The organism is Caproiciproducens galactitolivorans (assembly GCF_029266045.1).
GTDB lineage: Bacteria > Bacillota > Clostridia > Oscillospirales > Acutalibacteraceae > Caproiciproducens > Caproiciproducens galactitolivorans.
On sequence record NZ_JAJUFJ010000001.1, the window covers coordinates 83157 to 99632 of the forward strand.

At 46.9% G+C, this 16476-nt stretch carries 13 protein-coding genes; 12 read left to right on the top strand and 1 reads right to left on the bottom strand.

Going from position 1 to position 16476, the window contains the following annotated elements; all coding sequences use genetic code 11:
- The first annotated feature begins 52 nt into the window (after positions 1-52).
- The 6 genes from P9B68_RS00390 to rlmH all read left to right on the top strand — a co-directional run bounded on the left by P9B68_RS00390 (position 53) and on the right by rlmH (position 6198).
- Positions 53-946: a zinc dependent phospholipase C family protein gene (locus P9B68_RS00390; RefSeq protein WP_135659955.1), complete on the top strand. Its 894-nt coding sequence runs from the start codon at positions 53-55 to the stop codon at positions 944-946.
- Between the two features lie 13 nt (positions 947-959).
- On the top strand, positions 960-1418 hold the full coding sequence (locus P9B68_RS00395; protein WP_135659953.1) for an S-ribosylhomocysteine lyase: 459 nt from the start codon (positions 960-962) through the stop codon (positions 1416-1418).
- Between the two features lie 311 nt (positions 1419-1729).
- Complete coding sequence (locus tag P9B68_RS00400) at positions 1730-3268, top strand: peptidoglycan DD-metalloendopeptidase family protein (protein WP_243113005.1); 1539 nt, start codon at positions 1730-1732, stop codon at positions 3266-3268.
- Positions 3269-3564: 296 nt separating this feature from the next.
- Positions 3565-4848, top strand: coding sequence for a UDP-N-acetylglucosamine 1-carboxyvinyltransferase (locus P9B68_RS00405; RefSeq protein ID WP_135659949.1), 1284 nt, complete (start codon positions 3565-3567; stop codon positions 4846-4848).
- A 67-nt stretch (positions 4849-4915) separates the two neighbouring features.
- Positions 4916-5710, top strand: coding sequence for an MBL fold metallo-hydrolase (locus tag P9B68_RS00410; RefSeq protein ID WP_135659947.1), 795 nt, complete (start codon positions 4916-4918; stop codon positions 5708-5710).
- Positions 5711-5718: 8 nt separating this feature from the next.
- The gene (gene rlmH / locus P9B68_RS00415; RefSeq protein ID WP_135659945.1) at positions 5719-6198 is read left to right on the top strand and encodes a 23S rRNA (pseudouridine(1915)-N(3))-methyltransferase RlmH; all 480 of its coding nucleotides are present in this window, start codon (positions 5719-5721) and stop codon (positions 6196-6198) included.
- Between the two features lie 203 nt (positions 6199-6401).
- On the opposite strand, the gene gdhA is transcribed toward rlmH, so the two are convergent.
- On the bottom strand, positions 6402-7733 hold the full coding sequence (gdhA, locus tag P9B68_RS00420) for an NADP-specific glutamate dehydrogenase (protein WP_135659943.1): 1332 nt from the start codon (positions 7731-7733) through the stop codon (positions 6402-6404).
- A 347-nt stretch (positions 7734-8080) separates the two neighbouring features.
- On the opposite strand from gdhA, the gene P9B68_RS00425 reads away from it, so the two are divergent.
- From P9B68_RS00425 to carB, 6 genes are all read left to right on the top strand, one after another.
- Positions 8081-9412, top strand: coding sequence for a glutamine synthetase family protein (locus P9B68_RS00425; protein ID WP_135659941.1), 1332 nt, complete (start codon positions 8081-8083; stop codon positions 9410-9412).
- Between the two features lie 34 nt (positions 9413-9446).
- A complete protein-coding gene (locus P9B68_RS00430) occupies positions 9447-9989 on the top strand; it encodes an ANTAR domain-containing response regulator (protein ID WP_277668259.1) in 543 nt (180 codons plus the stop codon).
- 15 nt (positions 9990-10004) lie between these two features.
- Complete coding sequence (gene dapF, locus P9B68_RS00435) at positions 10005-10835, top strand: diaminopimelate epimerase (protein WP_135659938.1); 831 nt, start codon at positions 10005-10007, stop codon at positions 10833-10835.
- Positions 10836-10868: 33 nt separating this feature from the next.
- The gene (locus P9B68_RS00440) at positions 10869-12089 is read left to right on the top strand and encodes an LL-diaminopimelate aminotransferase (RefSeq protein WP_277668260.1); all 1221 of its coding nucleotides are present in this window, start codon (positions 10869-10871) and stop codon (positions 12087-12089) included.
- 92 nt (positions 12090-12181) lie between these two features.
- The gene (locus P9B68_RS00445) at positions 12182-13258 is read left to right on the top strand and encodes a carbamoyl phosphate synthase small subunit (RefSeq protein ID WP_135659934.1); all 1077 of its coding nucleotides are present in this window, start codon (positions 12182-12184) and stop codon (positions 13256-13258) included.
- Entirely contained in the window at positions 13255-16470 is a 3216-nt protein-coding gene (gene carB / locus P9B68_RS00450) for a carbamoyl-phosphate synthase large subunit (protein ID WP_277668261.1), read from the top strand. The genes P9B68_RS00445 and carB overlap by 4 nt, the downstream gene beginning before the upstream one ends.
- Positions 16471-16476 lie beyond the last annotated feature (6 nt).

Here is a 16476-nt window from a genome sequence, read left to right on the forward strand (position 1 = left end):
AGAGCACGGTTTGCCGTGCTCTATTTTTTTTTAAAGGCAGGTAACTTTGTCTATGCCGGCTGCAATTACGCATTATTTCCATGCGCAAAGGGTTTTCGAAGAACTGAAAAAAAGTGATCCTAAATTTACGGTAATACAGGATGCTTTCTTTTGGGGAGCCCAGGGGCCTGATTTTCTTTACTGCTATCGCTTTTTCCCCTGCCGGAAAGACAACATCCTGAACGAATACGGTTTAAGGCTCCACGAGGACAATCCGTCCAAGCTGTTTACCGCAATGCGGGAATATTTTGAGGCATCCGGCCAAAAGGAAATCCTACGGTCTTATTTATCCGGCTTCCTTTGCCATTATTCGCTGGACCGAACCTGCCATCCGTTTATCCGGTTTGAAACTTCCATCCTTTTGAAAAGGCAATCGGAACAGAATGAGAGTATCCTGCATAACGAAATTGAGTCCGCTTTGGACACAATCCTGCTTCGTTACGAGACGGGTTTGCTTCCGATAGAATTTAATTTGAAAAAAACCGTGCCTAAGAACAAAACCGTACGGTCGCAAATTGCAGATTTGTATGCGTTTCTGTTGGAACGTTTATACGGTCTTACAAATGCGGGTGTTCCGCTTTTACAGGCCACTTCGGATTGCCGGAAAGCCTTTGGATTGCTTAATGACCGGACGACGATGAAGAAAGCGCTGGTGGAACGCTTGGAAAAAAAGAGCGGTAAGCGCACTTATTCCTGCCACTTTCGGAGTATCAGCGAAGGGGATGCATTTGATTATGCGAACATTCTGCATTCCCGATGGAGCTGGCCGATTGGGTGTGGGAACGAGAGGGAGGAAAGCTTTCTGGAGCTTTACGAGCAGTCTGTTCAAGAAAGCATTGCATTCATTCCTGCTTTTTTCAAGACAAATGATTATGGAAAACTGACAGGGGAAACCCCCATGTTTTAAAGGAGATCTATGTATGGAAAAGATAGCGAGCTTTTGTGTTGATCATAATAAACTTTTACCCGGAATCTACATTTCCCGTATTGACGGCGATATTGTAACCTATGATATCCGTATGAGAAAGCCAAATGTTCCCCCATTCCTGGAAAACGCGGCATTGCACACGATTGAGCATTTGTTTGCGACATTTTCCCGCAATGGAAAATTCAAGGAACAGGTTATTTATTTTGGGCCGATGGGCTGCCGTACCGGATTTTATTTTTTAGTGCGGAACATGGACAGCATGGATGTTGTTCAGCTCATAAAGGATGCTTTTGCATTTATTGCAGATTTTGAAGGGGAAATTCCGGGAGCTTCCGCTGTAGAATGCGGCAATTATCTGGAACATGATCTGGAGGGAGCAAAGAATGAGGCAAGGGAATTTCTTCCCATCATTGAGGGATGGTGCGAGGAAAATCTTAGGTATTTAAGCTAAATCCTCTTTGTTATATTGTTTCCGATCTGTTAAATTTTTACCAATGGGTTGCAAAATTGTTACTTTTGTTATATCATAAAATTAAAGGTGTTACAAACCTGTAACAATTTAACGGCCTGAAAGGATTTTGTTTCATGCAGCTCCCTCAGCTAAGTGGTTTGTATAGCAAATGTCAATTTACCTGCCGTGGGGCAACTGAAAATGCAATCAAGTTTCTATATATAACCGGTATACAGTCTGTTCGGATCTTAAAACGTGTACGCCGCAGACTTTCTCGCTTTTTTCGGCCTTTTACCAACCTTGTCAAATCCTTGTACGCTGCCTATATCGGAAAGCGCATTGCAAATTTAAAAGAAGAATGTTCATCAATACGGGAAGGCTTTACCATTGCCCGCAGAAGAATTGAAGAGGCAAAAAAGGTCGGTCTGTCCCATGTGTTCCATGAGTATATCATCGTAACGGCGAAGAGCTTTATTCGCCATAAGGGCTTTGTATGTTCCATCCTCAATTTAGCGGCACCTATTGGCGCTGCTTTTTTGCTTGGATTTACGATTCGTTACTGGACGGGTCTGAACTATGGTTTGGTACTCGCGTATGACGGGAAAGAAGTCGCCACGATTCAGAACGAAAAGGTTTTTGAACAGGCAAGCGAAATGGTGAGCCAGCGTATGGTTCATGATACGGCTGACAGTAATATAAAAATTAATGTTACGCCTACTTTTCGGCTTGCGGTTGTAGACGCGGGGACGGTTTCGCCTGTTAATACCGTTTGCGATAAGATTATCCAGCAGTCGAACGGAATCATAGAAGAAGCCAGCGGCCTTTACGTGAACGGCGAACTGATCGGCGCGGTGAAAAGCAGCGCGGATCTGCGTTATATGCTTCAGAATATTCTGAATAAGGCAAAGGGAAACGATATGAACGCAACGGCTGCTTTTATTCAGGACGTGGAAACCATAAACGGACTCTTTCCGACCACGTCCATCATGACCCCGGAAGCCCTAAACAAAATCATAACCGGAACGTCTAAGTCCGCGGTAACTTATACGGTAAAAGAAGGGGACACGGTTACATCGATCGCAAAAGCAAACCATACAACGATTGCTGCGCTCAACAAGATTAATAATAATCAGCTTGGCGATAATCTTATGCCGGGGGATTTAATCAATCTTGAGGTTGCGGTTCCCATGCTGAATGTTCAGATCGTGAAAACCGTCACCTATCAGGTCCCTCTCTCTTATAAAACCGTTACGATTCCTGACGATTCCCAGTACACGGATTACTCCAAGCTGAAAAACGAAGGAATAAACGGTGTACAGCAATGCGTCGATAAAATTTATTATATAAATGGTATGGAGTCCAAACGTGAAATCGTCAGCAGGACGGTCGTAAAGCCTTCTGTTGATAAAGTTGTAATTACCGGCACCAAAAAGCGACCTTCCATCAGCAGCCTTGGCGTCAGCACCGGCAGCCTGATGTGGCCGGTACCGTCCCTGCATACGATCACGACCTATTTCACATGGCGCTGGGGCGTATTCCATAGCGGAATCGATATTTCCGGCGGTAGCGCTTACGGGAAAACGATTGTCGCTGCGGACGGCGGTGTTGTTATTTCGGCCGGCTGGGACAGCGGCGGCTATGGCAACTGCGTAAGAATTAACCATGGGAATGGATTGACTACTTTATACGGGCATGCAAGCAAAGTTTTGGTATCGCCGGGGCAGCGGGTATCAAAGGGGCAGGCAATCGCGCTTGTTGGCAGCACTGGAAATTCTACCGGCCCGCATTGCCATTTTGAAGTAATTAAACGCGGCACCAAGGTGAATCCGTTAGGCTATGTTTCGCGGTGATTTTTAACCGTTCTGTTTTATTTTATTAGTCGGATCGGTTTCAATACTTGGGAAATGAAGGTGGATTGCCCGGAATCCCTTTCGTTTCCCAAGCGAGTTCTTGACTTTTGAAAGTTTGTGTATTATTATCATTAAGTATGTAATGATAATTTATCCATATTTTCCGCGGCAATTTTTTCTATTGTTAGTAGAATTAATTAAAAAATATTTACAATAATTTATTCATGAAAAACGCCTATAATCCGCGTAAAAATGTAATAATATTATTGTTTAACTTTAGATTGGAGCGTGTCACATTGGACAAGTTCGTTATTAAAGGTGGCAATCGTCTTACCGGAGAAGTCAGCATCAGCGGGGCAAAAAATGCCGCGATTGCGATTATACCGGCAGCAATTTTGGCAGATGGTGTATGTATTATTGAAAATGTTCCGAATATAACCGATGTTTCTTCGATAACCAGGATTCTATATGATATGGGAGCAAAGATACGACATATAAACAAGTCTACTTTGGAGATTGATCCCAGACCGATCCATACTCACATTGCTTCTTACGAACTTGCGCGTCATATACGCGGATCCTATTATTTGTTAGGCGCCTTATTGGGAAGGTTTAACCACGCTGTGGTGACCATGCCCGGCGGTTGTGATTTTGGTGTACGCCCAATTGATCAACATTTAAAAGGTTTTGCCGCTTTAGGCGCAGAATATAAGTTGGAAGGCGGAATGATTGACGTCCGTGCAAATTCTCTGAAAGGCGCCAATATTTATTTGGACGTTGTTTCCGTTGGTGCAACGGTCAATATTATGCTGGCCGCTGTAAAGGCAAATGGCCTGACTGTTATTGAAAATGCGGCAAAAGAACCGCATATTGTCGACCTTGCAAACTTTTTGAACTCGATGGGCGCCGATATCCGCGGAGCCGGTACCGATGTCATAAAAATTTACGGAGTGGAACGCTTAGTCGGCACTACGTATTCGATTATACCAGATCAGATTGAAGCCGGCACCTATATGGTCGCTGCTGCTGCAACCTGTGGGGATGTTCTTGTGAAAAACATAATACCAAAGCATTTGGAATCGATTTCCGCCAAGCTGGAGGAAATGGGCGTGCAGATTGAGGAATTCGACGATGCGCTTCGCGTAAGCCGTTCAGGTTCTCTTACCAAATGCAATATTAAAACAATGCCGCATCCGGGTTTTCCGACCGATATGCAGCCGCAGATCGCGGTGCTGCTTTCTATTGCGAACGGTACTAGCATTATCAATGAAAGCGTTTGGGATAACCGTTTTCAATATGTGGAAGAATTGAAAAGAATGGGGGCACAGATATCGGTTGATGGCAGATTGGCTGTAATCGAGGGTGTTGACCATTTAAATGCGGCTCCGGTAAAAGCAACGGATCTTCGCGCGGGGGCGGCAATGCTGATTGCGGCTCTTGCTGCGTCCGGCACAACACAGATCGAAGGAATCAATCAAATTGAACGCGGTTATGAAAATGTAGAAGACAAACTCCGTGCTTTGGGGTCGGATATCCGGAGAATTCATGTTCCGGAGCCGACGGTTGCACAGGCAATTTAAATAAGATGACGTTCTAAAAGGGATTGACGGCCGTCTTTCCCTTTTCTTAATACTTAGGGGGCCTTTTATGGCAAGATTATGTCCGCTGTTTAGTGGAAGCAGCGGGAACAGTTATTACATAGGTTCGGCGCGTGCGGGAATTTTGATTGACGCCGGCAGAACCGCCAAGCAGTTAAATACGATGTTACAATGCTGCGGTATTGCGTTTGAAGCCGTAAAAGCTGTTTTTGTTACGCATGAACATTCTGATCATGTAAAAGGCTTGCGGGTGTTTGCGTCGCACCAGCATCTTCCGGTTTACGCTTCCTCCGGCACATTGTGTGCGCTTGAAAATATGGGATGCGTGAACGGGAAATTTCCAACCGACGTAATCGATGAAAACGGAATGGAATGTGCCGATATGTTCATTAAGCCTTTCCGCACTTCGCATGACAGCGCGGAGAGTGTGGGGTATCGTATTGAAACGCACGACGGCAGGGTCGTTGGCTTTTCTACCGATCTGGGCGTATTTTCCGACTCCGTGCGGAAGGAATTAACGGGGGCGGATTTTGTTGTACTGGAATCAAACCATGATGTCGGCATGCTGAAAAACGGACCTTATCCTTACCCGCTGAAACGAAGAATTCTGTCCGATACGGGGCACCTGTCCAATCAGGCGTGTGCGGATGAACTTTGCGGTCTTGCACAGGCTGGGACAACTCGCTTTTTGCTTGCACATCTTAGCTCTGAAAATAATACACCGGAGCTTGCGTACCAAACTTCTCTCTGTTCGCTTTCTTTAGCAGGGCTGAAAGAGGGAGTGGACTATCAGCTTTTTGTTGCCCCAAGGGAAAACACGGCAGGAAATGTTTTGCTATTTTAGAGGAAGCTATGCTGAATATAAGAATTATTTGCGTTGGAAAGTTAAAGGAGCCCTATTGGCGGCAGGCCTGTGCGGAATATGAGAAAAGGCTTCATGCGTTTTGTTCCTTTTCAATTTGTGAAATTTCGGAATCCCGTCTGCAGGACAATCCGTCGAACGCGCAGATTGCCGCGGCGCTGCAAACGGAAGGGGAGAAGATCCTTTCCGCGGCCGGCAACTCGTTTCTGTTCGCGCTTTGCATTGAAGGCCGTGTGCTTTCCTCGGAACAGCTCGCCGAAAAAATAGATCATCTTGCGGTCAACGGTAATAGCACCATTTCTTTTCTTATCGGAAGTTCCTTCGGGCTTTCCGAGGAATTAAAGAAAAAAGCGGATTTTAAGCTTTCTATGTCCCCTATGACATTTCCGCATCAATTGGCGCGCGTGATGGTCTGTGAACAGATATACCGTGCATTTCAGATTAACAGTCATGGAAAATATCATAAATAAGGTGAAAAGGATGAAGCACAAAGGAAGAATAGAAAACTCACCTCTTTTAAAAGGTGAGTTTTTTGTTTGAAGCTTTAGTTTTCACACGTGTAGCGGTTGGCGTTCGCGCTGAACGGTAAAGCGGTTTGACGCCTGTTTGAGCAGATTATAAAAAACGGCTGGAATCCTGAAATCCCAGCCGTTTCGTAACCATTATATGGAAATCAAACAGCACCCTGTGCAAGCATAGCGTCGGCAACTTTTTTGAAGCCTGCGATGTTGGCGCCGACAACATAGTTTTTCGGGTATCCGTATTGTTCGGCAGCATCCGATGCATTATGGAAGATATTTTCCATGATGTCTTTCAGCTTTGCGTCAACCTCTTCGAATGTCCAGGAGAGGCGCATGCTGTTCTGGCTCATTTCAAGAGCGGATGTTGCCACGCCGCCCGCGTTGGCCGCTTTACCGGGTGCAAACAGCACGCCATTTGCCTGCAGGTATTCGGTTGCCTCAATGCTGGTCGGCATATTAGCGCCTTCTGCAACGGCGAACACGCCGTTCTTTACGAGCATTTTTGCATCATCAAGCAGCAGTTCGTTCTGCGTTGCGCATGGGAGGGCAATATCGCAAGGAGTGCTCCAGACGCCCTTGCCTTCATGGTAAACGGAATTCGGGCGATAGGCTTTGTATTCGGAGAGACGGCCGCGCTTGACTTCTTTGATTTCTTGAATCGCTTTCAGGTCAATTCCTTCAGCGTCATAAATCCAGCCGGTGGAATCGCTCATGGTAACAACCTTGCCGCCCAGTTCCTGCGCTTTCTGGCATGCGTAAATCGCAACATTGCCGGCGCCGGAAATGGCAATTGTTTTGCCTTCAATGGATTTTCCGTTTTTGCGGAGCATTGCGTCTGTGAAGTAGAGCAGACCGTAGCCTGTCGCTTCCGTGCGGGCAAGAGAACCGCCGTATGTTAACCCCTTGCCGGTTAGAATGCCGCTATATTCATTGCGTAGGCGCTTATACTGTCCGAACAAGTATCCGATCTCACGTGCGCCAACACCAATATCACCGGCAGGAACGTCGGTATCGGGGCCGATGTGCCTATAGAGCTCTGTCATAAAGCTTTGGCAGAATGCCATGATTTCGCGGTCGGACTTGCCCTTCGGGTCAAAGTCGGAACCGCCCTTGCCGCCGCCGATCGGCAAGCCGGTGAGGGAGTTTTTAAAGATTTGCTCAAATGCTAAAAATTTCAAAATGCCAATGTTTACAGATGGATGCAAGCGAAGCCCGCCCTTGTAGGGACCAATGGCATTGTTAAACTGGATACGGTAGCCACGGTTTACCCGGACATTGCCGTTATCATCCACCCACGAAACGCGGAACTTTACCTGCCTGTCCGGTTCCGTCAGCCTTTCAAGGATACCGGCCTTTTCATATTGCGGGTTTTGCTCAATTACCGGGGCCAGGGATTTTAGAACCTCTGTTACCGCCTGGATAAATTCAGGCTCGTTCGGGTTCAGTCGAATTACATTTGCGAGTTGTTCATCAACATAAGACATGCGAAATATCCTCCTATACTTAAAATTAGGAAATGATATTATTCAACCGATAATATCTATAATTGAATAGTTTAGCACATTAAATTGTATATTACAATATTATTTTGCTGATTTTTTCTATAAAATAGTGTAATTTTGCAGGAAATAAACAAAAATACTGCAAAAAGACAGAAAACTACCTTTAGTAATCAAAAATTTGTGCATAAGAATGAAATGAATCTTTCACTTCGAAAATGATTGACACGTAATGGCAAATAGAATAAAATAAAACTAATATCAATTATGGTGACAAGGAGGTTTTTTCAAAAGACCAGCCTTGTTATTTTTATATATGGGGAGGTATTGATTTGAGTAAATATACAAAAAGTGATATTATCAGTATGATTGAAGAAAATAACGTGAAATTTATTCGTCTTCAGTTTACGGATATATTCGGCACATTGAAAAATGTTGCGATTACTACCAGCCAGATTGAAAAGGCGCTAGATAATAAGTGTATGTTCGACGGCTCGTCCATCGAAGGCTTTGTGCGGATTGAAGAGTCGGATATGTATCTTAGGCCGGATCTGGATTCGTTTGTAATTTTGCCTTGGCATACCCAGCACGGCAGGATTGCTCGCCTGATCTGCGATATTTATACCCCCGACGGGAACCCGTTTGAGGGGGATCCACGCTATATTCTGAAAAGGACGCTCAAAGAAGCGGCGGACATGGGGTATGCGTTCAATGTTGGGCCGGAGTGCGAATTCTTTCTGTTTAACACCGATGAATTTGGTCACCCTACAACGGTCACCTATGATACTGCGGGATATTTTGACTTGGGCCCCTCTGACTTGGGGGAAAGCGCGCGTCGGGACATCTGCCTGAATCTTGAAGAAATGGGGTTTGAAATAGAAGCTTCCCATCATGAAGTGGCGATTGCGCAGCATGAGATTGATTTTAAATACAGCGAGGCGCTTTCCGCTGCAGATAATATCCTCACCTTTAAGATGGTTGTAAAATCCTGTGCGGATTCCCATGGGCTTTGTGCCACCTTTATGCCCAAGCCGGTTTACGGCCGCTGCGGTTCTGGTATGCACACCAATATGTCGCTGTTCCGAAACGGGAAAAATGCTTTCTATGATCCGGAAAGCGAAACCGGGTTGAGCCATGTCGTCTTTAATTTTATCGCCGGGATTATGAAGCATATTAAGGGCACGTGCGCGCTAACCAATCCGCTTGTGAATTCCTATAAGCGGCTGGTTCCGGGCTTCGAAGCGCCGTGCAATGTTGCATGGACGTTAAGCAACCGCAGCGCTTTAATCCGCGTTCCCGCCACGAGAGGGCTTGGAACCCGAGTGGAGCTTCGCAATCCGGATCCTGCCTGCAATCCGTACCTGGTGCTTGCCGTCCTTCTGGCGGCAGGACTGGACGGTATTAAGAATGATCTGATGCCACCGGAGGCGGTTGCCGCCAACATTTATGATATTGACCTTCAGGGGAGAAAGGCTGCCGGAATCGAAGCGCTGCCGGAGGATTTGAAAAAGGCGGTTGATGAGATGAAGGCGGATCCGTTTATCCGTGAAGTGCTGGGGGATCATATCTTCAGCAAATATGTTGAAGCAAAGGAAAAGGAATGGTACGAATATTCCACTACGGTTTCGCAATGGGAGCTCGACCGGTACTTGAACAAGTTCTAACGGAAATGTACAGCATTCCGCGGAGTTGTATAATATGAGCAGTATCCTTGTGGCGAATTCCAATCCGGATTACGCTCGAAAAATTGCCGCAGTACTCCGTGCCGCCGGCTCGAATGTCAGTTGCGTCTGTACAACCGGTGCGCAGACGATTGATTTTGCAAACCGCCATTATCATGGTGGGGTGATTGTTTGTAGTGCGAAATTAAGGGATATGTCCGCGCTAAACCTGCCGGAGATTATCGGGCTGAATTATGATTTTTTATTCCTGCTGAAATCAGAGCAGTCGAATATTTCCGGAACGCTTTCCTGTGCCAGCCTGATCCTGCCGATCAATCGCATGGATTTGATTTCCTCGGTTAATATGCTTTTGAATCTCTCCGATTATACCAGCCTTACTGTGAAAAAGAAGCTGGCGCAAGGGGATTTTGATGAAAAACAGGTGATTGAACAGGCAAAAAACCGGATTATGGAGCGCAACCATTTTACAGAGCCGCAGGCACACCGGTTTATGCAGAAGAAAAGTATGAATTCCGGCAAAAGAATGATTGAAATAGCAATGATTATTCTAAATATGTAAAAAAGAGGGGTTGAGATGAAATTCAGCAAAATGCAGGGAATAGGGAACGATTATCTCTATTTTAACTGCTTTGAGGAGAAAATAGAAAATCCATCCGAACTTGCCATAAAACTTAGCGACCGCCATTTTGGCGTCGGTTCCGACGGGATTATTCTGATTGAACCGTCCGACCATGCGGATTGCAGGATGGATATTTATAATTCCGACGGTTCCCGTGCAATGATGTGCGGCAACGGCATACGCTGTGTGGGAAAATATCTTTATGAACGCGGCCTTGTTCGGAAGGACGTGCTGAAAGTTGATACGCTGAGCGGCGTGAAAACGCTGTTTTTGGATGTGAAGAACGGCATTGTGCATTCCGTAAAGGTGGATATGGGAAAGCCCGTATTCCGTCCTGCCGAAATTCCGGTTATCTTTTCCAAGGAAACGGTGATTGATGAACCGATTACCGTTGACGGAAACGAATACAGAATTACCTGTGTTTCCATGGGAAACCCGCATTGTATTTTGTTTGTGGACGACGTTGATGCGGTTCCGATTGAAAAAATCGGGCCCGAATTGGAACACGCTTCCATTTTTCCGGACAGGGCGAATATTGAATTTGTACAGGTGCTGAATTCCGGTGAAGCGAAGATGCGCGTTTGGGAACGCGGCGCGGGAGAAACCTGGGCCTGCGGAACCGGTGCCTGCGCATCTGCGATAAGCTGTGCGGTCAATCATAAAACAGGCCGAAAAGTAAAAATGCACCTTAAAGGCGGCGACCTGAGCATAGAATGGGACGATCGGACAGACACCGTCTTTATGCAAGGCCCCGCCGAATTTGTGTTTGACGGGACGATCGATTGAACGGAATAGATTCGATGAAAGGAATGAGTGGTTTTGCTGAAAGTAAATGCGAATTTTATTAAGCTGCCCCCCAGTTATTTGTTTGTAGACATTGCCAATAAGGTCGATGCGTTTTCAAAACAGCATCCGGAAGTGGAGATTATACGCATGGGGATCGGCGATGTTACCCGCCCTTTGCCTAAAGCGGTTGTCGCCGCAATGCAGAAAGCGGCCGAAGAAATGGGGAAGGCGGAAACTTTCCGGGGCTATGGGCCGGAAGCGGGGTATGAATTCCTGCGCTCGGCAATTGCGGAAAACGATTTCCAGAAGCGCGGAGTGGCAATTGATAAGGACGAGATTTTTGTCAGCGACGGCGCGAAAAGCGACACCGGCAGCATCGGTGACATTTTTGATGTTGATAATGTCGTTGCGGTCTGTGATCCGGTCTATCCTGTCTACGTAGACACGAATGTTATGGCAGGGCGGGCAGGCGATTACCACGAGGGCACCGGATGGAGTAAAATCGTCTATATGCCCTGTTTGGAAAAAAACGGATTTTTACCCCGAATCCCCAATGAGCGGGTCGATATCATTTACTTATGCTTCCCGAACAACCCGTCCGGCGTTGGAATCGGGCGCACGGAACTGAAAAAATGGGTTGACTATGCTTTGCGCAACCAATCCATCATTCTGTATGACGCGGCTTACGAAGCGTTTATTACGGAAGAGGACATGCCGCACAGTATTTTCGAAATAGAAGGCGCGAAAAAATGCGCAATCGAATTCCGGAGCTTCTCGAAAACCGCGGGCTTTACCGGTACGCGATGCGCGTTTACGGTTATCCCGAAGGAATTGGTTTTCAACGAAGTTTCTCTGAACAAGCTCTGGGGCCGGCGCCAGTCCACAAAGATGAACGGCGTTTCCTATGTGATTCAGCGCGGCGCCGAAGCCGTTTATTCCGAGGAAGGAAGACGCGAGGTAAAAGAAAATATCGTATATTACCTTAACAATGCAAAGATCATTAAAGAGGGCTTGGCTAAGGCCGGCTTTAAAGCGTTCGGAGGCGTAAATTCCCCCTATGTCTGGATGAAAACGCCGAACGGATTAACCTCCTGGGAATTCTTTGACCTACTGCTGGAAAAGACCGGCGTTGTCGGCACACCCGGTTCCGGTTTTGGCATCAGCGGGGAGGGCTATTTCCGTCTGACCGCATTTAACACGAAGGAAAACACCGAAAAGGCAATTGAGAGAATAACCAGTTCTTTTAAAGCTTAATGGGATAGGGATTCGTTTTTGAATGCGCAAATTTGTTGTTTATATGTTTTTCATAGATAAGCTGTTGAATAATAAGAATGGTTGGTGATTGAATGAGAGCATTGCTGATGCTTGAAAATGGAATGACCTTTGAGGGGACAGGTTTTGGTGACGAACATGACGTGCTGTGCGAAGTGGTCTTTAACAGCGCAATGTGCGGGTATACCGAGCTGTTAACCGATCCTTCCTATGCGGGACAGGGCGTTGTCATGACCTATCCCCTGATTGGGAATTACGGTGTTTGCTATGATGACGCGGAGTCCACGAAGCCATGGCTCCGTGCATTCATCGTTCATTCCATTTCCGGTGCGGCGAGCAATTTCCGCTGCGATGTGGATTTGAATACGTTTTTGAAGCAGAACGGGATTCCCGGCATTCAGGGGCTTGACACAAGGGCAATTACAAAAATCCTTCGCGAAAGCGGTACCATGCGCGGCATGATCGCTTTCGGGGATTCCTTTGATATTCCCGCAATGAAAAAGAAGTTGGATGCATTTACCTTGAAATCCTGCGTTCCCGTTGTTAGCAGCAGGGAATCCAAGGTTTACGGCGACGGCCCGGTTAAAATCGCACTAGTGGACTATGGGGTGAAAAGCAATATTATCCGTTCGCTCGTCAAACGGGGATGCACGGTAAAATGCTTCCCATACGACGCCTCTTTTGAGGATTTGATGTCTTTTTCTCCCGACGGTGTTATGCTTTCCAACGGACCGGGGGATCCCAAAGAATGCGTGAAAGCAATTTCTGAATTGAAAAAACTGTACTCATATGGCATTCCAACCTTTGCAATTTGCTTAGGTCATCAGTTAATGGCTCTTTCTCAGGGCTTTGACACCTATAAATTAAAATATGGCCATAGAGGTATTAACCACCCGGTTAAAGATTTAACAACGAACCGCGTGTATATTACTTCTCAGAATCACGGCTTTGTGGTCAATGGCGAAACAATTAATCCTTCAGTAGCCGACATCCGTTTTATCAGCATGAACGACGGTAGCATTGAGGGATTAACTTATAAAAACGGGAAAGTTTTCTCTGTGCAGTTCCATCCGGAGGCTTCCCCTGGCCCGCTTGACTCAGGCTTTCTTTTCGATGAGTTTATGAAGTTAATAGGAGGAAGCCGCATATGAAGAGAAAAGATATTAAAAAAGTAATCATCATCGGTTCCGGCCCGATTATTATCGGGCAGGCAGCCGAATTCGACTATGCAGGAACGCAGGCGTGCCGCGCAATCCGGGAAGAGGGCGTGGAGGTTATCCTGATTAACTCCAATCCCGCCACAATTATGACCGACAAACAGATTGCCGATAAAATTTATATTGAACCGTTAACGGTGGAAACGATCAAAAAGGTTATCCTTAAGGAAAATCCGGACAGCATCCTGCCAACCCTCGGTGGCCAAAACGCCCTGAACCTTGCCGTAGAGCTGGAAGAATCCGGTTTTTTGAAAGAAAATAATGTGAAAATGATCGGCACAAACGCCGACACCATACGTATGGCAGAGGACCGTGAGCTTTTTAAAGAGGCCATGGAGCGAATCAACCAGCCATGCGCTGAAAGCGCAATTGCAGAAAATATAGAGGACTGTGTGAGAGTTGCCCGGAAAATCGGATATCCGGTTGTTGTGCGCCCGGCGTACACCCTTGGCGGCAGCGGCGGCGGCATTGCCGACAATGAGGAGCAGCTGATCGCGATCGCTTCTCTCGGCCTACACCGCAGCCGCGTAAATCAGGTGCTGATCGAACGCTGCATTGCCGGTTGGAAAGAGATCGAATACGAAGTCATGCGCGACCATAACGGCAACTGCATCACCGTCTGCAATATGGAAAACTTCGACCCGGTCGGCGTTCATACCGGCGATTCCATCGTGGTTGCGCCGTGCCAGACGCTTGGGGATAAGGAAACGCAGATGCTCCGTTCCGCGGCGCTTTCCATTATCTCCGAATTAAAGGTGGAAGGTGGATGCAACGTACAGTTTGCCTTGAATCCGAAAAGCTTTGAATACTGCGTTATTGAGGTAAACCCGCGTGTCAGCCGCTCTTCTGCGCTTGCGTCCAAAGCAACGGGGTATCCGATTGCGAAGGTTGCCTCCAAAATCGCGCTTGGCTATACGCTGGATGAAATCCGCAATGCCATTACGAAAAAAACATATGCCTGCTTTGAACCCACGCTCGATTACTGTGTTGTGAAAATCCCGCGCTGGCCTTTCGATAAATTTGTATATGCAAAGCGCAGCCTAGGCACACAGATGAAAGCGACCGGCGAGGTTATGGGGATTGCGCCGTCGTTTGAGGCTGCTTTAATGAAATCCATCCGTTCGCTGGAACAGAATGTTTTCAGTCTGATGGATGAAAACTTGCAATCACTTTCGAACAGCGAACTGGAGGAACGCCTTCATGTGGTGGACGACCGCAGGCTTTGGGTCGTTTCGGAAGCGTTAAGGCGCGGAATTTCGCCGGATAAAATCCATGAAATTACGAAAATTGATCTTTGGTTCCTTGACAAGCTTCTATCCATTATCCAAGTGGAAAAAGCATGTGCGACCCAGCCGATCGATCGGGATTTGCTGTTAAAAGCAAAAACATTCGGATTCCTTGATAAAACGATTGCAGAGTTGAGCGGGAAAACTGTGGAAGAAATCCGGGTGCTGCAAGAAAAATGGGATATCCGTCCCGTTTACAAAATGGTGGACACCTGCGCGGCGGAATTTGAAGCGGAAACCCCTTACTACTATTCGACTTACGGAATCGAGAATGAATCCTGCGCCAAGAGCGACCGGAAGAAAATTTTGGTCATTGGTTCCGGGCCGATCCGTATCGGACAGGGCATTGAGTTTGACTACTGCTCCGTACACAGCGTCTGGGCTTTGCGGAACATGGGCTGCGAAACCATTATTGTGAATAACAATCCGGAAACTGTCAGTACGGATTTCGACATCGCGGACAAGCTGTATTTTGAACCGCTGACGGAGGAGGATATCCTCCACATTGTACAGTTGGAGAAACCGGACGGCGCGGTTGTGCAGTTCGGCGGGCAAACGGCGATTAAGCTTGCCGGGGCGATTGAGAAAATGGGCGTCCCGATTCTCGGAACCTCCTTCGACAGCATTGACGAAGCGGAGGATCGCGAACGCTTCGACGCGATTTTAAATGAATGCAATATTCCCCGCGCGGAAGGACGAATGGTTTATACTTGCGATGAAGCGATCAAGGCGGCGAATGAATTGGGGTACCCGGTGCTTGTGCGTCCGTCCTACGTCCTTGGTGGCCAGGGCATGCATATTGCCTATTCCGACGAAGATATCATTGAGCAGATCGGCATCATCAACCGTATTGAACAGGAGCACCCCATCCTGATCGATAAGTACATCATGGGAACTGAAGTGGAGGTTGACGCCGTCTGCGACGGTACAGATTCGGTCATTCCGGGTATCATGCAGCACATCGAACGCGCCGGAATCCACTCCGGGGACAGCATTTCCGTGTACCCGGCGATTGGTGTGGCGAAGGATATGCAGGAGCTGGTTGTGGAATATACCCGTCGGCTTGCAAAAGCATTGAAAGTGAAGGGACTTTTAAATATCCAGTTTATCGTAAAGGATAATGAAGTCTATGTAATTGAAGCAAACCCACGTTCTTCCAGAACGGTGCCGTATATCAGCAAGGTAACCGGAATCCCGATCGTGCCTCTGGCGGTGGGAACCTTCTTCGGGAAAACACTTCCAGAAATGGGATACAATTACGGTTTGCAGAAAGAACGGGATTTAATCGCCATTAAAATGCCGGTTTTCTCCTTTGAAAAGCTATACGGCGCGGATGTAAATCTTGGGCCGGAAATGAAGTCGACCGGCGAAGTGCTCGGCGTTGCCAGAACCTTTGACGAAGCGCTCATTAAATCCTTTTACGGCGCGGGCGTTCATCTGATTAAAAAGGGCAGGGTTATTTTTACGGTAAAGGATACTGACAAGAAAGAAGCTCTTCCCATTGCAAAGGGCCTGTATAACCTTGGCTGGACGATCTACGCTACTCCGGGAACCTCTGATTTCTTTAATGACAATGATATTCCGACCATCCGAACCAATAAAATCGGAACGGGAGCCCCGGATATTCTTGACCATATTACTTCTGGCAAAATCGACCTTGTCATCAATACTCCGTCCAAAGGCGTGGCGCACAACCGCGACGGTTATAAAATCCGCAGAAATGCGGTGGAATGCGGCATTCCGTGCCTGACTTCACTAGATACCGCCAACGCGTTTTTAACCTGTGCCAGACACGTGGACACTACCCATTTGTCGGTTGTCGATATAACAAAGGTTTCTACGTTTTTGAACTTTATCTGATATTGA